The organism is Coprococcus sp. AM11-30B, from assembly GCF_027674365.1.
Taxonomy (GTDB): domain Bacteria; phylum Bacillota; class Clostridia; order Lachnospirales; family Lachnospiraceae; genus Allocoprococcus; species Allocoprococcus comes.
The window spans coordinates 1-19,533 of the sequence record NZ_JAQDVB010000029.1 but is presented as its reverse complement, the minus strand read 5'-3'; the positions used below and the strand labels follow the sequence as shown (position 1 = coordinate 19,533).

22 protein-coding genes are annotated in these 19,533 nt (G+C 34.4%); all 22 read right to left on the bottom strand.

Annotated features, from left to right (window positions below; genetic code table 11):
• Positions 1-41: 41 nt before the first annotated feature.
• The 22 genes from PGU50_RS15960 to PGU50_RS15855 all read right to left on the bottom strand — a co-directional run bounded on the left by PGU50_RS15960 (position 42) and on the right by PGU50_RS15855 (position 19,337).
• Positions 42-632 (bottom strand): metallophosphoesterase, encoded by a 591-nt coding sequence (locus PGU50_RS15960; protein WP_270247420.1) that lies wholly within the window; start codon positions 630-632, stop codon positions 42-44.
• Between the two features lie 93 nt (positions 633-725).
• The gene (locus PGU50_RS15955; protein WP_270247418.1) at positions 726-1,298 is read right to left on the bottom strand and encodes a hypothetical protein; all 573 of its coding nucleotides are present in this window, start codon (positions 1,296-1,298) and stop codon (positions 726-728) included.
• A gap of 261 nt (positions 1,299-1,559) precedes the next feature.
• Positions 1,560-2,153, bottom strand: coding sequence for a hypothetical protein (locus PGU50_RS15950; RefSeq protein ID WP_270247417.1), 594 nt, complete (start codon positions 2,151-2,153; stop codon positions 1,560-1,562).
• Between the two features lie 6 nt (positions 2,154-2,159).
• The gene (locus PGU50_RS15945; RefSeq protein ID WP_270247415.1) at positions 2,160-3,179 is read right to left on the bottom strand and encodes a hypothetical protein; all 1,020 of its coding nucleotides are present in this window, start codon (positions 3,177-3,179) and stop codon (positions 2,160-2,162) included.
• 93 nt (positions 3,180-3,272) lie between these two features.
• Entirely contained in the window at positions 3,273-3,494 is a 222-nt protein-coding gene (locus tag PGU50_RS15940) for a hypothetical protein (protein WP_270203750.1), read from the bottom strand.
• A gap of 78 nt (positions 3,495-3,572) precedes the next feature.
• Entirely contained in the window at positions 3,573-3,941 is a 369-nt protein-coding gene (locus tag PGU50_RS15935) for a hypothetical protein (protein WP_270203751.1), read from the bottom strand.
• A gap of 891 nt (positions 3,942-4,832) precedes the next feature.
• Positions 4,833-5,180 (bottom strand): hypothetical protein, encoded by a 348-nt coding sequence (locus tag PGU50_RS15930; RefSeq protein ID WP_270203752.1) that lies wholly within the window; start codon positions 5,178-5,180, stop codon positions 4,833-4,835.
• Between the two features lie 51 nt (positions 5,181-5,231).
• On the bottom strand, positions 5,232-6,008 hold the full coding sequence (locus PGU50_RS15925; RefSeq protein WP_270203753.1) for an endonuclease/exonuclease/phosphatase family protein: 777 nt from the start codon (positions 6,006-6,008) through the stop codon (positions 5,232-5,234).
• Entirely contained in the window at positions 5,977-6,168 is a 192-nt protein-coding gene (locus PGU50_RS15920) for a hypothetical protein (RefSeq protein WP_270203754.1), read from the bottom strand. Before PGU50_RS15920 ends, PGU50_RS15925 begins: the two co-directional genes overlap by 32 nt.
• The gene (locus tag PGU50_RS15915; RefSeq protein WP_270247413.1) at positions 6,155-6,772 is read right to left on the bottom strand and encodes a hypothetical protein; all 618 of its coding nucleotides are present in this window, start codon (positions 6,770-6,772) and stop codon (positions 6,155-6,157) included. Before PGU50_RS15915 ends, PGU50_RS15920 begins: the two co-directional genes overlap by 14 nt.
• Before the next feature lie 38 nt (positions 6,773-6,810).
• Entirely contained in the window at positions 6,811-7,461 is a 651-nt protein-coding gene (locus PGU50_RS15910; RefSeq protein ID WP_270247411.1) for a hypothetical protein, read from the bottom strand.
• A gap of 209 nt (positions 7,462-7,670) precedes the next feature.
• On the bottom strand, positions 7,671-8,867 hold the full coding sequence (locus PGU50_RS15905; protein ID WP_270247409.1) for a WYL domain-containing protein: 1,197 nt from the start codon (positions 8,865-8,867) through the stop codon (positions 7,671-7,673).
• Positions 8,868-9,082: 215 nt separating this feature from the next.
• Complete coding sequence (locus PGU50_RS15900) at positions 9,083-9,235, bottom strand: hypothetical protein (RefSeq protein WP_270203758.1); 153 nt, start codon at positions 9,233-9,235, stop codon at positions 9,083-9,085.
• Between the two features lie 122 nt (positions 9,236-9,357).
• Positions 9,358-10,383, bottom strand: a complete 1,026-nt coding sequence (locus PGU50_RS15895) for a hypothetical protein (RefSeq protein WP_270247408.1) — start codon at positions 10,381-10,383, stop codon at positions 9,358-9,360.
• On the bottom strand, positions 10,373-13,813 hold the full coding sequence (locus PGU50_RS15890; protein WP_270247407.1) for an RNA dependent RNA polymerase: 3,441 nt from the start codon (positions 13,811-13,813) through the stop codon (positions 10,373-10,375). The genes PGU50_RS15895 and PGU50_RS15890 overlap by 11 nt, the downstream gene beginning before the upstream one ends.
• Before the next feature lie 45 nt (positions 13,814-13,858).
• A complete protein-coding gene (locus PGU50_RS15885) occupies positions 13,859-14,740 on the bottom strand; it encodes a hypothetical protein (RefSeq protein ID WP_270247405.1) in 882 nt (293 codons plus the stop codon).
• A 414-nt stretch (positions 14,741-15,154) separates the two neighbouring features.
• Positions 15,155-15,613 carry a hypothetical protein gene (locus PGU50_RS15880; RefSeq protein ID WP_270247404.1) on the bottom strand — a complete coding sequence of 153 codons (459 nt, stop codon included), beginning with the start codon at positions 15,611-15,613 and terminating at the stop codon, positions 15,155-15,157.
• Complete coding sequence (locus PGU50_RS15875) at positions 15,614-16,270, bottom strand: hypothetical protein (RefSeq protein WP_270247403.1); 657 nt, start codon at positions 16,268-16,270, stop codon at positions 15,614-15,616. It abuts the gene before it with no gap.
• Positions 16,271-16,321: 51 nt separating this feature from the next.
• Positions 16,322-17,281, bottom strand: coding sequence for an SPFH domain-containing protein (locus PGU50_RS15870; RefSeq protein WP_270247402.1), 960 nt, complete (start codon positions 17,279-17,281; stop codon positions 16,322-16,324).
• A 166-nt stretch (positions 17,282-17,447) separates the two neighbouring features.
• A complete protein-coding gene (locus PGU50_RS15865; RefSeq protein ID WP_270247399.1) occupies positions 17,448-18,122 on the bottom strand; it encodes a hypothetical protein in 675 nt (224 codons plus the stop codon).
• Between the two features lie 222 nt (positions 18,123-18,344).
• Positions 18,345-18,590, bottom strand: coding sequence for a hypothetical protein (locus PGU50_RS15860; protein WP_270247397.1), 246 nt, complete (start codon positions 18,588-18,590; stop codon positions 18,345-18,347).
• Positions 18,591-19,187: 597 nt separating this feature from the next.
• The gene (locus PGU50_RS15855) at positions 19,188-19,337 is read right to left on the bottom strand and encodes a hypothetical protein (protein WP_270203766.1); all 150 of its coding nucleotides are present in this window, start codon (positions 19,335-19,337) and stop codon (positions 19,188-19,190) included.
• Between the last annotated feature and the right edge of the window lie 196 nt (positions 19,338-19,533).

The following is a 19,533-nucleotide window of genomic DNA, read 5'->3' as shown; positions in this document are numbered from 1 at the left end:
AACTCCCAAAGAAGTAAATCCGATTAGCTGCCAAATATTTTCTATTTCGTTTCCACTTCTACTCCTTCCAAAATTTCTTCTAAAGTTCGCGGTGTATAATTCATATATGGAAGCATACATCCCACATTACATGCCAATAACTTTTTGTCATACACGTGTCTGCAATCATTCTCCCGCATCTGCTTCAGACAGCTTTGATAAAACTGGTCTTCTGCACTTTCATGTGTATGTCCATACAGCAAAATTTTTCCACGTCCCATGTTTTTCCAAGAAAAAATCGGATAATGAGATAATACCAATCCATATTTTTCTTTTCCAACCGAATCATAAATTTCTTTATAATCACAAATTTCTGTAAATAGCTGTTGATACCTGTAATCAGACACATCATCATGGTTACCTCTAATCAGCACCTTTCTTCCTTTTAGACGCGCCACAAAAGCAATCAGATCTTCGTTTTTTCCTCGCAAACTCATATCACCTAATAGATATACAAAATCACCATTCGTCACCCGATCATTCCAATTTTTCAGGACCACTTCATGCATTTCCTGTACAGATTCAAATGGACGATGATCAAATTTAATTGCATTTTCATGAAACAAATGCAAATCACTGATATAATATTTCATCTAATTCAACCTTCTTTCATTTAATCATCAATTCACCGATACTAGTCACGGCAGTTTTTTGCAAAATATCTTTGCTTTTCTTCCTTTTTATCCCTACTCATCCCATTCCGGCAAAATTGTGAATCTACCATTTTGATAGCCTTCCAACAGTTTTTCTCTCATATCGCTGTACCAGGCTCTCAACGTTGATTGGAGATAATATATTTCTTCTTTTCTATTTTTATCGTTTTCTAAAATATTGCCAGTTTGTACATCCATGTAAAAAATGATTTTTCCTTCATTTCCACCATAATACTCCATTGTTAAATAGTCATCTGTATCCTTTGCAAATACCATAATACTGTCATAAATAATAGATATGAGACGATATTCCGGATTCCACCATAATTCTTTTATATCTATCTCAGTTTTCTCTATCGGTAACCATGCCAACACACTATCAAATTCTAAAACTCCTCCTCGACTTTGTCTGAAACTTCCAGGTATTTTCCCGTAATCAGTACTCCTTAACCCTGCATCCCAACAACCAGCACTTAGATGACCATCTTTTTCAACAATCAAGCAGACCTCAAAATTATTAGGAAGCCTGTCTTTTATATAATTAAATCCTTTCAACGTTACTTCTCTCGGCTTATTTGATATAGCAAATACTTCATTTGTACCCATAATTATTTCTCCATCATTTAATATAGTTCAAATCAGATTCAACGAATTATCTCAAAAACAAATTTTATATTTCTTCATAGATCATCTTAATAACGGGACATATATTAATTTCCTTATCTTCATCCACACTTCTTCTGTAACATTTATATCCGGTGAGTCAACAGCCCATTTCAAGAACTCATGAACAACCACTTCCAAATTACATTTCCCAAACACTTCATAAAAATACATTTTTCAAATCCTCTAACAGTCTTTTGTCTTTCATTCATCACAAATAGGCCACAATACTTTCCAATTCTCATTTTCCGCATGATCTGGTTTATGTATGCATTCTCCTTCCATAAAACAGATTTCATTTCTCTTTTCACAATATTGAATACCATTCATATCTGTTGTACAAAGATCGTTTTCGCTGTCATTTACTAAACAAACGTTCTTCGGGATCTTATTCTTCACAATAATTGCTTCTAATAATTCAAAAGTCATATATTTCTCCAATTTTAAATTAAAATTATTCCTATCGGCTATACGTTTCTTTGCCTCTTCCAGAGCCTGGCATGAACAGAAAAATCTACCCGGATCAAAAAATGTTACTGGCTCATCGCCTCCATCCGGAGGTGGATACGATAGAGGTTCACTTAGATTACTATACTGGTTATAGAAAATATTATATACTTCTATTCCTGTTCCCCGCTTTCCGGATTCTTCATCAAAAGATAACTGTCCGTCCTGCTGATATAATATACTCCAAATAGATCCTGTGATACTTCCATTTTCATTACGTCTATACAAAGTACTGTTTCGGCATACACAATCCGAATCACCTTTTCTTCTGGAACTTCTAAAAGCGGTCATATAACCTTATTTACCGTAGGCATCATTGGTCATAGGTCTGTGATGTGCTTGTACAAATTTCGCTGCTCGTTTTATCCCTTTCACCATTTGAGCTTCCTGATCTGAGTATTCACCATAATCTGTCACGATGTCTACGTGTTCCGGGTCTTTCAAAATCTCATACAACACACTTTCGAATCCATGAACATGATCCATCTCACCATTATGCATAAAGTGATAGATTAAACCTGTTCCTGAGAACTCGGATGCAATATAATTAATATCTCCACTTTCAAATCCGTGTCCTGTCTGCACACACCAAATACCGGAAGTATCATCTTGAACCGGAACATATTCGCCAAGATATTTCTGTTCTAATAAGCCATCTGAACCACCTGCATATTCAGGCTTATTTTCAGCATCAATCCTAATATTCTTTTTACTGTAAAGATTTGTTAGATAGTTAAGATACGCCATTCTTTCATCTTTTTCATTCAATGTCATACGCTCAATATATATTGGGTTGATGTGTTCATGTTCAAACTCTCCCTGATAAGCTATCACGTCAAATTTTATATCTACACAAACCTGAACATCTGAATAATCTCCTCGTAGATTTTTATAAAACTCATAATCCTTATCAAAATAACTGAGGATGATTCCTACTTTCTCGAAAAACACGGTTGTATTCCAGCCACCATAGAGACTTCTTACAATGTCACCATGCCTGAAATCATGCGGAATAAATACAAAATCAAAAAGCGATTCATTATAAGGCAACGCTCCTAATGAAGTATTACACTTTCTATAATACTTCTTATCTTTTTTTATCTGAACTAACGCCTTTGATATTCTGTCTTTCAATGTGTCATCAGATATTTCTTCCTTAAAACTATTTAACCACTTTACTTTTTTCTCGTAAGAAATCATAATGTGATTTGCTACAATCGTAGCTTTCTCCAAGTCCGTAAATTCATGATGAATGCTATGCAAATAAGTTCTTGTGTCTTTTGATGGAATAAATTCATCAATAAAATTATTTACCATTTTGTCCTCCAAATATTAGTAAACATATTTCACTTAAAGATACTTTTTAAAATCATTTTGAAAAACTAGTGTCAGCGTATTCAAAAGTTCATTTTAAAAAATTCTTGTTTCACTATATTTCAAGTTGCTCTCTTCATTTTTCTGGTTAATCTCCGCAAAATATTTTTTCCTGTTTTCTATAATCTCCTTGTCCGGATAACAAGCGAATTTCATATCTGTCAGTCCTCTGCTGATTTCTTTATAACTTTCAGGACATTCCTCCATCAGATCAAATGCACAGTCAAAATAGAGTATCTTAGGATTGATACGTTTCATTTATTACCTGCTCCACCTGGCAATAAGTTTAATCTTTTTGTTTCAATTTTTCTTCCTGTATTCATAAATAATCCCCGCTTATCCTAAATTCACATATTTATCTTTGCATATATCTTCTACAAAGAATACCGGTAATCTGTCATGATATGTGTCATATAATATATCCTCTGAAATCTGTAAATAACGTTTTCCTACTGGTGTATCTACTTTTTGCATATAATCTATTACAATAGAATTTTTCATTTTATTATTGATCTTCCCACAGATAGTACAATAGCTGTTAAGTGATGTATGAATTTTGTTTTCTTCCCAATTCCATTTATATCTAATTAGACATTCTTCATATTGATGCTTGTGTTTTGACTTCTTATTAGCTTTAGATATATCATTTTCTTTCCATTTGAGATATTTGGGTATTTCTAAGTCTGAACTAAATTTTCGCTCCAATTCTTTTCACCTTCCTCTGCCACCAATCCAACTAAAATAAAAAACAGAAACGTCTTTTAAAATTGAACTCTCAAATATACCCTCGCTTACCCGAGGACCTCAAAAATACCTTTGCAGCTACAAATGTCAGCACAGAATATCTTGTCGAGGTATCCCTCTTGTCTTATCCGTCGATAAGCCTTATACTCTGTGGACCCTGCATATAGATTTCTCTACTGCAGGCAGAATCCTTACTGATGTAGACCTGTCTAGCTTTCACCAGCCACAAGCCTGGTCGCCGTTGCGATATCTTGCCTTTAGCTACTCACTTGTGATTTGATTCCATATATGCTTTTCACATATATCCGGGCGTTCATGCAGCAGCGCCCATGCGGCTTGATGTGTTATCGGTTTCGGCTGTGTAAAATCATCACCTTTCGGGTGAGGCATCAACCGTTCTTCCTCTGCATCGAGGCTGCCTATCGAAACATCAACAAATCGTTCACAAATGTATGACTACACTCAACCATCCGTTAAGATGATTTTCAGTCTGCAACGATATTTTCAAAGTGCCATGACCGAATAAAAAACTCTTGGTGTCAACTAACACCATCCTTGCGTCTCCGTTCGGATGAACTCTAACAGGTTCTCCTCTTGAAATAACCTCTGTATTTGCTCATTCATTCCTCTTACGACCATGCGCCCAATCTCTACTGGCGATAGAGTTGTGATGGGCGTGGCATATTTGAAAGTTCAATCATTTTTTTGTTATCTCTCCAACCTAATGCTCCCTTCATGATTTTATAAATAGCATCAGCTTTTTATCTGTGACTGATTATACCGTTTTGAACATTCTATAAATCAGCACATCTAATGCTTTTCAAATTTATTTTATGCTCCTACCAGAGTTTATTATTGGATTTTTCTACACTTTCCACAAAATTCATCCGGTACACAGGCTTTATCGTCAATATAAATATCACAGAAAATCTTACGTGAATTATTTCCATAATAATCAATCACTTCCGGCACATTATCATTCACTGCATCAAATTCAAGCTTTGCTACTTCTCTACACCATGAAAGTGCCTTATCCAAAATCACTCCCGATCGACACGTCCAAAGAATAAGTTTATCCCCCGCCTTTTTATGTATTTTCAAATAATCAATGAGAGGCTGATTTGGTTCTCCTGTATCTGGCCAAGTAGAAAAACACAATGTTCCATCAAAATCTACCGCAATAATCTGTTTTTTATCCATATCTTCATGCATCTCCCTATTATAAATGTTCGCAAGTTATCTGACACCAGACTATTCATTTATATCTACAATAATCGCTGCATGATCAGTAACACCCGCATTCATCAAAAACGGATCAATCTCAATATTCTTTACCTTTTTTGCAAGAGACGGAGATGCAATGGCATAATCCAATCTCCCCTGATATTGTGCCTCTGTTGGTGTATTTTCATCATTCCCGAACATCATCCATAGATCCACTGCTCCTTTATCAAGTAATCTATTTATCATTTTCTTATTTCCCCGGGTTTGATCATTTGCGTTTAAATCTCCCACAAGTAAAAAATCATCATTCAGATTGTCTACCACAAAATTTTCCATATGATTCAAAAATATCTCATCGGATTCACATGGAAAGTGGCTTCCACATATCAGCAAATCATCCTCTTTACAAACCACACTCCTATTCTCCCGATATTTCCCAGGTGAATGAATATATTTAGGGTTTCCATCTCGAAAGAAAATCATAGTTAACGAATAGTTTCCTCTCTCTGGTAAACAATCTTCAATATATGAATATCCTATTTCTTCCAATTCTCCTATAAAATCTATACTTTCATAACAGCTAATTAACATTTCTTCAATAACCAATAAATCCGGTTGCTTATCCAAGATATATTCTTTCAGGCTGTTCCATGTCTCATCTTTCTTCACTTGCTTCGCCCAATACTTCCAATCAATCTGATATTTTCTATCTCGATTATTAAAATACCGGTGATTCATCAAATGTTCGTTCTTACCGCCAAAATCATTCATATTAATCGACATAATTCTTTTCTTCTTGTTCATTATTTTCATTCTCTCTTTCCTCTACATATTTTTTTATAAATTCTTTTAAAACAGCTGCTGGATTTTTCTTTTCTGCCTTACAAAATGTCTTAAACTGGAAATACAAATCCTCTTTTATTGTAAATGTTATTTGTATATTTTTATTTTTAATATATTCCACATTCTACCTCTTTTCCAACGACTTCTAATTTTACCATATCAATAGCTTCATCTATGGTTATCTTACCTTCAAGCAAAAGGAACACCGGTGTGCTTAAACAATCTAGCAGGCTTGGAAGTGCTCCCGTAATAAAATCTTCTATCTGCAACATGTCCAACTCAAAATATGTATATGGAATAAGCATTGTCGATGTAATATCTTGCATTTCATCTTCAGTAATATAAAATCTTGGTAATATTAAACATTGCGATTTATATAGTGCACCTTCCATGCCGTCCGAAACAGCTATCCATATCCTTGCATTCATAAAATTTAATAGTCTGCACACTTCGTATATCTTCGTTGATTTTTTACAAATTTCTGCACCTGATTTTGAATAGTAAACTCGAACCTCCATTGAATCTTCATAGAACCAGATACATCCCTCTGTAATATTATCTGGACATCTGTCACAATTTTGAAAAACCATCGTTATCCTTGGCGTCCCTTCCAACTGATCTGTTTTGAAATACAAATTATGCTGTTTTAAATACGAAGTGATTTCTGACATCATCCTGATACTGGTTTTCTTTTTCTTTTTGCATCCCATAATGCTGCTTTCCATAACATGTGCCCCTTTCTACTTTTTATGTTGAAATTTTACTATATCGATTGGTTTATAAATCTACACAAATCGTTTCTTTCAATTCTTGTTTTACATCTGATACCCGATTCTGTATAACACATTTTTAACAATATCAATTCTGGAACTGTACGAAAATCATCATGCTTATATTGTTCTAATAATTTATGCATTTGTCTTTTCGAAGAAATCCAAACGAAATCTGTAACGATATCATCATCACAGATGGGCTTCAAATAAAGCACTGCGCTAATCATATCATCACTCAAAGGATTTACTTCTTCCTCTTTTATTATGATTCCTTTTAATGTGTTATTTTGCAATTGATATAACTTTTGCTTGAATTTTTCAATCTGTTGATTCTTGTATACATCGCATCCATCCACACAACTTATCACATCCGACAAGTATTGTCCTTCCTGTAGTACTATATGCTTTGTCAAAGGACTATTTCTCTGTTCTAATTCCTCTATTCTAAATTCCCATTGACCAATAAATATGTCCAGAAATTCCTCCGTGTTCCCACGATTTTTATATCTCTTTTCATACTCATCTTTTAAATTTTTATCCGGATATATAAGCGTATATGGTATTTGATCTGCTTCCAGAAAATCCAATATCAAATCGATAGTCGGTATTACAAGAGGTATTTCCGGGCAATAATAAAGCAAATATTTTATCGCCCAATAATAATTTTGAAAAGCATACAGATCAAGTCAATTGCTTCTGGATTCTCTTGACAAAAATAGCTTTTTCCTGTTCCTGCATAAGCTGCATAAATCATAATTATTCCTCCCTTTTGGACTTATCCTGATTCCAGTATACTCTATTTGCAGATTCCCACCAAGAGGAGCAATGGAGGGCCAACATGTGCTTGACTCTAATTCTCCTCATACTTTTCCAATGCTTTCCTCAGTGTTTCTTTGATTCTATTTCTATAGGAATTCTTGCCCTTCCTACCAATGTCAAGGACCTCTACGCATCCGCTATATTGCAACACCCAAAAAGTGAAACTGTTAAGATTTACTTTGATTTCTATATCATAATACTTGCTTTCATCCGCATCATATCCCACTACCTTAAAGCAATCAGAGAACCAATCCACAATCTGTGTAAGCTGATCCGCATCCACACGTATTCTTACTCTCTCCACTTTTCCCGCGAACATATAGGGGGTTTCCATTCTATATCCAAAGAGGTCATTTAATTGCGAAAGACCTGCCTCCTCTTTTGTAACAGCTTTTGCTCGATTAATAGTAACGTCAGACATTAAATCTACTCTATATAATTTGTATTGCAAATCTGTGCGTCTTTCCGTTTCCAAATCTGCACCCACCATATAGTACCGCCCATTCGAGAATATGATATCAAATGGTGAACAAATTCTATGGACATCTTCTTTATATTTCTCTGGCGTTTCTGGAAGTACCTTTCCATGGCGCCCGCATGGGACCAACCTGATAGTTTGCTTTCCATAATCATACACGCAGAGATTAAATTTTATCTTCTTCCCCTGTTTGATTGCCTGTCTTATCAAATAAACCTGCTTTAAGACACGACTTTCTATATAGCCAGCCTTTCCATCTATGTCATCATCTCCAACAAAGTATGGCTGATTTTCCATGCGATGGCGATATTGAGTTAATTCAGAAAATCTCTTACCTGCCAGAAATGTAATCCTTTTCGCGAGATTATCTGCTTCTTTCTGAGTCAAAATCTTACTATTAATCACTGAATCCATCAAAAACATCCATTCGCTTTCAGATAGCATTTCCATCATCCAGTATCCTATCGTCCTACCATTTTGACCTTTCTTAATAAAAATAATTTCTCGTTCATCTCCCCGACACTTCTTTATAATTTCGTCGCATTCTTCCTCTGTCTGATACTCTTCTGCTTCCATTCTATTTGCAAAACCTTTTATTACTGTCCTACCTATCTCGGTTCCCCTTTTTTTTGCTTTATCAATGATGCTCTTTGCACTTATCGGATTCTCCCTGCTTGAATACTCTCTCAATATGTCTCTGATAATATCATCATTATTACGTTCACCAAATCTTTTTTCTACTCGTGCCATAAAAACGTCCCTCCATCTTTTTTCTCCATTTGCAACCAATAAAATACAGCCACCATAAAGGTGGCTGCATCTTATTTCTTCTAACTTACTACTTTCCTATACCCGACGATTCAAAGCTCCGTTATCTGATATCAGAAGCACATCTCTATATTCTCCAGAATATCCACCGCAATCTATTTATAAAAATGCATAAATCGTCCTTTTGGTTTTTTTCTTTACAATCCAAATACATTATCTTCTAAGACTTCTTCTGGAATATCAAGTTCATCGATATACTGCGATAATGTCAACTCTTTCTCAATTTCTTCATTTTCATTATACATCTCTTGCCACCTCTTTTCTTTTATGTTTAAAAATAATGCTCCCACCTACAGAACCTACTCCATTATCAGTAACTTTCACTGAATGTAGGACAATAAAAAAGACCAGATAGCTGTTAAGTATATCTGATCTTTCTCTGTAATTATTTTCTTTGGGGTATTATTTAATACTATTCCAGACACTCTAAGCTCTTGGTTCCATGTCCTGTATCTTCCAAAATCCAGTATCTAGATTTGTCTATATCATCAATCTGTTCTTCGCTGATTAATTGAAATTCAAAATATTCCAGAAACTCCTGGTTTATAGATAATTTGATGAAGCTCCATCCTCTATCCCCACTATGAGCCTCCATAATCTGTTTTTCTTCCCAGATAAACCTTGGCCTATACCATGCTTCACGGGCATATCTATAATCATCAAGCCCATACCACCCCATAAGTCGTCCTCTGTCTAATCGAATAAACTTTTGATTTTTCGGATGATATTCTTTACTTATAAGATATGCTGCAATATTCTTTAATATCTTTTCCCGTGTTTGTTCATGCACAGTTTTTCCTGATCCATCTTTATGTGGCTTTACCCTACTATATAAATACGCAAAACGCTTCTTTGGATCTTTTTCCGGCTTTTTTGATGTATCCTTTCTTAATGTCATATATCTTTTCCGCAATGGGCCATGCGCCAACGCAACTGCTATTACTGAAGCTAACGTGATTCGATTTTGGCTATATTCCTCATTCTCACCGCATAACTTATCGTTTAACTTGCTTTCGACTTTTTTCCACTGTTCTTTCTTATTTTCCGGACAATGGTACAGCCAATATTTTTTTAACCATCCATTCGCTTCCGGATATGTTTCTTGCCATTCTAAAATACACTGTCTATGATTTTCCAAATCATCATTGATTGCTTTTTCTTTGGATTCTGAAGCATTAAGATCAAATCCACACCATTGAAGTAAAATATACTTCGTATCATTTAAGATGTTCTCATTAACAAGTCCATCTTCGTTATAAATCTTTTTTTCTGTTTCAAATCCAAAAATAAAACCTCTTGCAAGAATTACAAGAATTCCTCCAATTCCATTCAAATCATCACTTTCATAATTTTCAGTTAACATTTTAGGCTGAATTCTGGGGTCAGCAGATTCTGGAGCCTTCACATATGCTTCAAATTCTAAAATTTCATTTAACATCTTCTTTTTCCTCTTCTATATATGGTTCCAGCTCTTTCCATTCAAATACTTCCCAAAAGAATCTGCCATAATCTTCTGACTTCTTTGTGATTTCATATAATGTTTCAATCTTTAATTCCAAAGGTAACTCCTTGGTTTCCGTCACTATTTGTTTAAGTTTCTGAAGACATACTCCATATAATTTGTTTTTCGGATCTGTCTCATTTTTTTCATAAAATCCTTGAACAATACTTTCCAGATCTTTTTCTAATGATTTATCCAACTCTGCCATTTCGGTTGTCTCTTTTACAACTCTCTTTTTTAAAATCTCAAACGGGGTTACTTTTGGACCTTCTATTAAAGTAAGTACATTCCATAAAGTTTTATATCCCTGTTGTTCAAAATGAAACAGAACTTCCTGTTCTTCTTTTTCCAAACTTTGAGCATCAAATCCATTACCTATAATCTGTTCTAATGCTTTTCCTCTATTTTGCATTGGTTGTAATAACCATTGCATCTGATTCAAGCGATCTTTCATTTTTTTAATCGTATTATCTTGATTTAAACATGCTTCTATTTTTTCCTGTATACGTGGAAGCACTTTCCTTTGAATATCTATAACATTTTCTTCATCATATATTTCAAATAAGTTTGTTTGCAGATTTTTCAGTGCATAAAAAGTACCTTTCTTTTCATTCTTTAAGACTCGCAAAAACGTGTTTACATAGAACACATACGAATTTAAAATCCCTTGACATTTTAGTTTAAATCTTTCATTATTTTCCTTGTCTCTGTCTGAGATTTCTTTGGAATATTCAAAAAACTGTGCACTTTTCGTTTCTTTCTTCTTTTTATATTGTTTTAGTCCTTCTTCAAAATATAATGGTAATTCGTTGATATATGTACCACCATCCTGAATTTCAAACGTAGCTTTTGTTTTACAACTTTTTGCAGACACACAAAGACATCTTTTTCCCTCAATATTTTTCCGAGTTGTTGACAGATTATCAAGATTATACCCTTCTTCTCCCCGCAACTTTTCTAAGTCTCTCAAAAATAAAATATAAGCACTCTTGTCGATCCCTGCTTTAAGTACAATGTCTAAATCAGGATGTTGACCGTTTTTAGCCGCATCAATCTCCAATCCTGTTAATATCGTACATTTTGCACATGTGGGACTATTTGAAGTAAATACCAAACCAGATTCGTCTTTGCTTGGTAATTTCTGATTCCTCTCATATTCTATCTGCCCGATAGTAATTGCAGCATCGGATATTTGTCCAATCCGATTAGAAAATGTATTTTGGATATGAGAAAACGGAACAGGATTCTGAATTTTGACTGGATTTCCTTTAGAAGTAGGTATTTTAATAACCGGAAGTGTTCGCTTAAAATACGGTACTAATCTATTCGTTGTATCATCCAGATAATTTCCAGCCTCATATGCTCCAGATGCAACCGCTTCTACTACATCCTGATTCGCCACCACATTGACCAGATCCCCGTCAAAATCGGCACCTCCCAGACATTGCGGAGCCGATGATCCCCTCGGAACCATGACAATACCAGTCAGCTTTTTAAAATACTTATCATATAATTCAACATGTCCTTTGAAAGAGTTATAGTTGACCCTACCTGCATATAAATCCTCTGTAGTCATTTCAAAACGCTTCATTATTACTTGTTCATTTCTTGACAAATGCGGACTCCGAAAGAATGCATAATAAGAATCATAATTTAACTTCAAATCTTCCCAACAATCACTCTGTGTACCTACAGGCAGGTAAAAACGCAAATATACATATTTTTGCCAGAATTTAGATATAACGTTCTCATCCTCCAGTAAACTCGCAAGCAATGGCAATAAATCTCTGCACAGATATCGATTCTGTCCTTCCACAACTAATTTTCCTGTTGCCAGCTTTGTTAAAAGTCCTTTCTGTACATTTTTTAATTGTGATTTTATATATCCGTTGCTTTTTAAAGCAGAATTCTTAAATAACGCCCGTTTCCAGTTAGGTATCTGTCTTACAACTATCGTTTCCTCATCATTCTCCTGTGTATCACTATCCTCCTCTTGGATATTGTTATCATCATCCACTGTCATTTCTTCGCAATCTTTCAGATACTCGATAGGATTTTCTATAAAAAAACAATGTCTTTCTACAATCCTTTTAAATTGCTCTTCCGTAAAATGCAGTGTATTGATCATCTGATAGCTCAGATGTGTATATTTGGAGTTCCCGTAAGGTAAATTTGTCCCTGAAATATACAATGCATGATCATATTTTTCCATTGCATCACAATAGAATACCATCGGATCCATATTAGCAGTTTTATCAGGTGCACTATCCAAATACTGTTGAATCCATTTCATACCTTTAAACATACTTTCTGTGATAAAAATATGAGCCTTGCTCAAATCTCTCTTTATACCAAAAGCATCTTCATACAACTGTTCACCTTTTTTTCCGTTATAAGTCTCTAAAAACTCATGCACATCCACTTCATGAAGCATTCCCTTCATGAACGGTAACCTAATCTGAAAGGAAGTGGCTCCTTTTATGTTCAATGCTTTATTAATGTAAGAAGCATATTCCGGCGTAATAAAACCAGAGCCATCGAACGGAATATTCACATACTCAAACTCTTTTATTTGAGGTTTCTGAAAATTACATTGCAACACTTCTCTAAAATCTGCATCTTTTACCACTTTAATTTCTGTAGTTGCCAATGGAACTTCTTTTTCATAATTATAACTTGTAACCGGCTTTTCCGGTTTGTCTTTCTTTGTTCGTACATCCTTTATTATTATAATAGTATCCGGATTTATCACAAACTTTGGATGTTTGACTCTTTTAGAAGAAGAAAGATATAAACCTCTGTATGCGTAATATTTACTTTCAATTACCGATATCTTTGAAAAATCCATTCCTAAGTTAAGACGTGTATTCAATCCCTCATAAAAATCCTCATCAATAAACGAAATACGACTATTCCGACTCATGCTTCCGCTCTTATCAAAAGCAACCATATGGACCGGATTTTCAAAACCTTCAAAATACATATCAAATCCATTTTCTACAAGATCTTTTGAATCGTTCAGCAAAGCTTTTTGGTTCTCTCTCTTCCATGCTCCAGCATTCTCTTTATCAAGTGGCTGAAATATTTTACCAAAATCTACAATCACTAACTTGTCATATAATATTTTATCTGTAAGTTTAAAAGGTTGTTTCTCTTTATCATACCATGCAGATTCTATTTCTTTGCAGAATTGATAAAATAGCGCACAGTCTTCTCGTTCGTCTTCCTGTTTTACGACATATCTTCGCAACGAATAATCCCCAAGAGAAAGCTTGAACCGTTCTTTTTCTTCACCTGGCTTCTTTGGACAAAAGTTGAAAAAAGCCTGGACATCAATCGTTATAATTTTTTGTTTAATGTCTGGCATGATATTACTCCTCTTTGGTTAGTAAGTCTATTGGCTCTTGTTACACTAAAAAATAACTTCCGTCCAATCAATTGATGCAAGGTTTGTTTTAAATTTTTTCCATTTATCGTAATCTTGGGAATCAAATGTTGGTATACTTGTTTTATCTTTTATCTTATTATCCTTTATTTTTTCATATATTTCTGTTAAATCACCGATTTCCTCTGATTTAATTGTAATCTCCATTTTTTTCTCTTCACACTGTTCAAAAATCCATGTTTTACGATCTTCATTTCGATCTTCATTCCGATTTTCATGCGGGTTCATTCCGTTTTTGAAAATATCACCATTATTTCTATCAGCATTAAACCATGTTTTCCGTAAAGCATTAATCTCTTTCCCTGATTTTTGAGAAAGTTTATAATATTTCCATATCACTCCATTTGTATATAGAACTTTTCCATACCATAATAACTCTCCCAATAATTGTCCTGCATCATTTGCTTTCCCATTCGATTCATTCAAAGAACTTGTATTTTTTTTATTTACATAATATTTTTTCTTCTTATCACAACTTATATCAATTGTGTTTGAGTCTAGGCATTCTATGAGGTCTGAGCCAATGCACTTTGCTTCCACACAACCATATATATTTTTCAAAATTGTATTTTCTCCCTCTTCACCATTTTTAGGTTCCTGTCCCTCTGGAAAACTTTCATCAAAAATCGCAAGATCTGGAAAACTTCCAAACCCATCTATATATTTTCTTTGCTCAACATTCTTATTCTCCGTCTTGATCCTTTGACCCTTATGAACATCACGTATCGAAAGTTTTTCCGTGTTCGGACCATCTCTCAAAAGCATATTAATTAGTGGATATAATTCTTCCTCTTGTCCATACTGTTTATCCATTAGCCATAGTTCTCTCATATATTGTTCTAACGTCATTTTATCAACCTCTCTCTTTTTGATATTCTTATATATTTCACATTTCTCGGATTATGGTGCTATACTATAATGATATTGCATTTTCTGTCTAGCTCAGTATATATGCCAAAATTTCTAATACAAATTATACTATACTTTCCAGTCGTAATCCATTCTTTAATCTCAGAACCGTAAATTTACTGCAAAAATTTATTAGACAAAGCATCTTAATTAAATTTTCAATCTACAGATAAGATATCTTGATCGCAATAAGCTATGACACAAAAAAATGCAGATAACCTTTAGAATCCATGGCCATCTGCATTTTACGCAAAAATCACTACCCTATTTTTAATTTTACACTGACAATGTTAAGAATCTCCGATTTCCTGAATAGTTAATAAACGGTTCAATTACACATCTTCATCCATATAACTAGGTATACCTATGCAAATCCGAATATCTGATCTCTGGTCCATGTTCGAATATAATAAAATATTCTTTAATCGTAAAACTTTCAAAACTGCACTCTGAGTAATACTTATGTAATCTATGAAAATCATATTCTCTCGTATCTGCTGTCGTTTCTATTACCAAACAGTATTCCTTCGTATGATAAGCCGAAATGAACTTGATTGGTTTTATGTCCGAAGGTTCTTCGTCTATTCTTTTTAATCTCCAAATAAAATCATTATCATAAATTCCCACAGGCAAATTGTTCCTGTCATCTCGACGATATGCAAAACAATCAAGACAAATATCCACGACTTCCCCGTCATAGAGATATAAATAGCAAAAAGGAACTTCTATTGTTATCCCGTTTTCCTTATTTATGGCTATAAAAACTAAATCTTCTACTAAAACATCCCTCGTTACATCATATACTTCTGCCATCTATCTCACCAGACACCCTTTCCATTCCGACATTCCAATATTTACTTCTACTCCAGAATTAAACTCAATCGCGTCTTCCTCCATTCCGTCAGAGAAGATTACTCCATTTTCAGGCATTTTAGATAATACCCGGAACGGATCTCCTTCACCAATCGTTCCAAATACAACAGTGGAATCTGTTGTATTTGAAGGAAATGGCTCTCTAACAACAAAACTTAACTTTTTCTCATCCCATCCAATCTTTTCATAATCACCACTACCATCATAACCAAACAATCCACATGCAGCCTTTGCCTGTGCCATTACTGACTTGTACCATCCGGTCTGCCCAATTCCTGTAGAAACTATTATACCGGATGAAGACTGTGTTTCTGTTATGACACGCCCCAAAGTATGGCGTGTGGTTAAGTCATATCGTGCTGATGTATGAGATTTGGGACCGATAAAAAAATCATTCACAACAAGCTTATCAGCAATCTGTTTCACATTAGCGAGTGCCTTTTGATACGTTTCATCTTCCAATATATAATCGGAAAAGTCTGCTCCCATATGCTCTATATAAAACTTTGCCTGAGCCTTTGTATTATACTTGTACAAAAGCTCTTGAAGGTGGCTCTTCTGCGTCACAATCACAATTTTATTTGCATTTCTATCCATCTGCTCTCCATTGCCGGGCAATTTCCAGATTGGACCACCCGGATTATATACTTATTTACTTGTAGCAACACCCGAAGATGTCAGTGTCTCCAGAAGATCCGGCGAAATATTCAAATTTCCGATTTTATCCGTGTTTTCCGCAAGACTGTTAAATGCCTTTGCAATCAGTGTTTTACTGTCCATACCGGATAAAAGAATGGCAAGAAGAACTTCCTTATCCACTGATTCCAATGCTTTAAGTACAACTTCATTGGCGTATGCTTTAGTGTCCGCTTGCTCTTTTCTTAACTTACTTTCAAGCTCAACCTCTTCCAAAGCATTTTTTTGCCTTAGCATTTGATTTTCATGCTCTTTCTCCGCAACTTTTATTTCTGTATTCAACTCATTTTCCTTAACAATTCGTTCCTGTTCTATCGCCGCATTTCTTCTCTTATAAATCGCATTATCCTGTTGTTGAAGGATTTGTTCTCTTGTAGCTGACTCCAGAGCTTTTTGAGTTTCCAATGAAGGAGATACAGCCAAAATGGATACGGTTACAACTTCCAATCCTAACTCTTTAATGGCTTCGTTGGAGGTCATTTCTTCAGACAAAAATGCTGCTAATTTCTCCTGTGCATGAATTACCGCCTTCACATCTCTTGCATTAACAAACTTAGAAACAGATGTCTTTGCTAAGTTTGTTATTCGCTTTCCCATCACCTGCTTTGCTTCAACTTTTTTCCCTTCATACCCTGATTCACTTGTGTACGAAAAATCAATCATTCCAGCTACCTTTTCGTAATCATGAATAATGTAAGAAATATCACCCTGTATATTGATTTTCTGAAAATCCGATGTCAACACATCATTGAAAGCAAAGAATGTGTCAAATGACACTGTAGGAACCACTGACATTCCTGTGTTAAGTGTGTTACAAAAAAATGATAATTCAATTCCCTGCCTTATAACTTTCCCGTTCTTCATCACAAACACATACTCATTTGGTTGAAATTTATAATGTTTAAATCCCATGTTGTCTCCTTATTGATTCTGATTTACTACTCTCCTATCCCTTGCGGATTAAAGCCCATTATCCGATGTCTGAAATACATCACCAATGACTCTTTCTGCCTTTTATGGTGAGATTGTATAATATGGCTCTGCTTTTAATCCGCATAAATCGATCCTTTCAAAAATATTATCCTAAAAGATACGCTCGCAGTTCTTGTTCCGCGAATTGGTCTATTTTTTCATCCAACTCCTGGAGTCTTTCTAAGAAATGACTCATCAGCTTATTAAACGCTGCATCTGTTTTTATGTTCATCACACCATTCTTATATTCTGCTTCTTCCTCGGTAAAAGCTGGATACTCCGCTTTAAAAACATATTCCTCAACGATATTGTCCATAAACTGCAGTATCGTATTAAATATTGTATCCGGAAGAACCAGTTGCTTTCTTTCTATGACAGCTCGGATCCTGTAGTATTCATCTTCATTCTCTATAGCCATCTCGCTTACAAAACTTTTTAAAGCCTCGTAAATCTCCATGATCTGATTTTTCTGAAATTCACTTACTTTATCCATTCTCTTATCCTCCGTTTTTTCTTCCTCTATCTTTATCTCCTTTTGCAAAGCACCTTTCGGATATCCCAAATAACTCTCCAATTCATCCAAAAGTTCTGGTGTTCTAGAATCCGGTCCACTGGATTTATCTCTCTGCCAATATTTAACCGTTTCCGGTGATACATGCAGTTCTTCACCTATCTGCACATATAACTGTTGTTTAGAAGATATCCTATCTCCATTAAGTTCCTTTTTCTCTACTATGCTTTTCAATATTTCTCTGAATTTCCAACTGTCAAAAACTACCATTTCCTTATCCTTTCTTTCTTGATCCTGATTCTATTATATTCTACTTGTAAGCTTTCAGCGGAGGGGCAAATGGAAGAATATCAACCTCTTGAATTTGGCGATTCCCGTCTGCTATGTTATATTTATACATAATTAGATTGTGTATAAACCGTTACAACTTTTGATTTTCGAAAAAAAGAGAGCCGTTTGGCTCTCTGAAAATATATTTGATATCATTATAATCTACCTAGTATAATTACCATTTCCACAATCTATAATCCATCCTTTTTCTATACATTTGCTCAATGCATCTTCAAAATTTTTCGGATACACACCTTCCTCTTCAAATAATCTTTTAACTTCTTCAATGGTATAGGTTTCTCCTCCATCAGGAAACATACTTCTCCTCACACTGTACAACATTCTTCTTTCTCTATCCTTGTAATCGTTTTCTCTTATATCGTTCTCCTCAATATCTACAACAAGCATTCGATGATCACTTAATTTCTTTTTAATAAATGTTTAAATCACCCATAAACATTACCTTTTTATCTTTTTCTCTTTCAAACAAAAAATTTATTAAGATTAAGTGCTCTGAATTTTGAAAAATTTGAACATATGACTGGTTTTAAATCAAGCATTATGGTAGAAGGTAGAGAAAAAGATGAAACCATACCCCAAAAAGTGGAGTATCTTTCCTAGCGAAACGTGGAATCGCATTTTCTGAAATAGCCAAATGATTAAGTAGATTTGAAGAAGTGGCACAAAAGTACCTGAAAGAATATAGGATGCCAAAAAGAACTGGTGATGCGTATACATTGCTTTTTTCGAAATAAAATCTAGTCAGTAACCTGTTTATCATAAAAACGGAAATTTATTTAAAATGTATAAATATACACGGAGAATAGTTTATGAATTTTAAAAAGGGTGTTCCATTTTTTTACAACAAATTTGACAGAAAATAATCATAAAATTGCCGTTTTACAACAATACCATTTTATACCACGTAATACCATAACGTCCTAAAATCCTTGAAAACATGGGATTTAAAGGTATTATATGGTATCTGGTAATATATCAGAGAAATCAAAAAGTATACACCTCCGGGAAACACATTGCAAATCGAATTTCCACGGCATCCTTGTCTTTCATGACTGAGTTGACTTCGTGTCCGATGTAGCGGGCAGGCTTCTCTATATTCAGTAAAACATCATCATCTAAAGCTAATTTTCTCATTTTTCCTCCTTTTTTAGTTTATTTATTTGCTATTTTTACATAATTTTAAGTGTGTAAATTTTACAATTTATAATATTTTCAATTTTAAAACTACTTTATTTTTTACCGTTTTTTTGCAAAAAAATGCCCCCATTTTACCCAATGTCATGATGCCAGGGTCAAAAGCCCCAAAATAGAACCTTGAAAATTTAATATT

Excerpts from the sequence above, each read along its gene's own strand:
- PGU50_RS15960 (WP_270247420.1), bottom strand. The coding sequence starts at position 632 with ATGAAATATTATATCAGTGATTTGCATTTGTTTCATGAAAATGCAATT.
- PGU50_RS15955 (WP_270247418.1), bottom strand. The coding sequence starts at position 1,298 with ATGGGTACAAATGAAGTATTTGCTATATCAAATAAGCCGAGAGAAGTA.
- PGU50_RS15950 (WP_270247417.1), bottom strand. The coding sequence starts at position 2,153 with ATGACCGCTTTTAGAAGTTCCAGAAGAAAAGGTGATTCGGATTGTGTA.
- PGU50_RS15945 (WP_270247415.1), bottom strand. The coding sequence starts at position 3,179 with ATGGTAAATAATTTTATTGATGAATTTATTCCATCAAAAGACACAAGA.
- PGU50_RS15940 (WP_270203750.1), bottom strand. The coding sequence starts at position 3,494 with ATGAAACGTATCAATCCTAAGATACTCTATTTTGACTGTGCATTTGAT.
- PGU50_RS15930 (WP_270203752.1), bottom strand. The coding sequence starts at position 5,180 with ATGGATAAAAAACAGATTATTGCGGTAGATTTTGATGGAACATTGTGT.
- PGU50_RS15925 (WP_270203753.1), bottom strand. The coding sequence starts at position 6,008 with ATGAACAAGAAGAAAAGAATTATGTCGATTAATATGAATGATTTTGGC.
- PGU50_RS15915 (WP_270247413.1), bottom strand. The coding sequence starts at position 6,772 with ATGGAAAGCAGCATTATGGGATGCAAAAAGAAAAAGAAAACCAGTATC.
- PGU50_RS15905 (WP_270247409.1), bottom strand. The coding sequence starts at position 8,867 with ATGGCACGAGTAGAAAAAAGATTTGGTGAACGTAATAATGATGATATT.
- PGU50_RS15895 (WP_270247408.1), bottom strand. The coding sequence starts at position 10,383 with ATGTTAAATGAAATTTTAGAATTTGAAGCATATGTGAAGGCTCCAGAA.
- PGU50_RS15890 (WP_270247407.1), bottom strand. The coding sequence starts at position 13,813 with ATGCCAGACATTAAACAAAAAATTATAACGATTGATGTCCAGGCTTTT.
- PGU50_RS15885 (WP_270247405.1), bottom strand. The coding sequence starts at position 14,740 with ATGACGTTAGAACAATATATGAGAGAACTATGGCTAATGGATAAACAG.
- PGU50_RS15880 (WP_270247404.1), bottom strand. The coding sequence starts at position 15,613 with ATGGCAGAAGTATATGATGTAACGAGGGATGTTTTAGTAGAAGATTTA.
- PGU50_RS15875 (WP_270247403.1), bottom strand. The coding sequence starts at position 16,270 with ATGGATAGAAATGCAAATAAAATTGTGATTGTGACGCAGAAGAGCCAC.
- PGU50_RS15870 (WP_270247402.1), bottom strand. The coding sequence starts at position 17,281 with ATGGGATTTAAACATTATAAATTTCAACCAAATGAGTATGTGTTTGTG.
- PGU50_RS15865 (WP_270247399.1), bottom strand. The coding sequence starts at position 18,122 with ATGGTAGTTTTTGACAGTTGGAAATTCAGAGAAATATTGAAAAGCATA.
- PGU50_RS15860 (WP_270247397.1), bottom strand. The coding sequence starts at position 18,590 with ATGCTTGTTGTAGATATTGAGGAGAACGATATAAGAGAAAACGATTAC.
- PGU50_RS15855 (WP_270203766.1), bottom strand. The coding sequence starts at position 19,337 with ATGAGAAAATTAGCTTTAGATGATGATGTTTTACTGAATATAGAGAAG.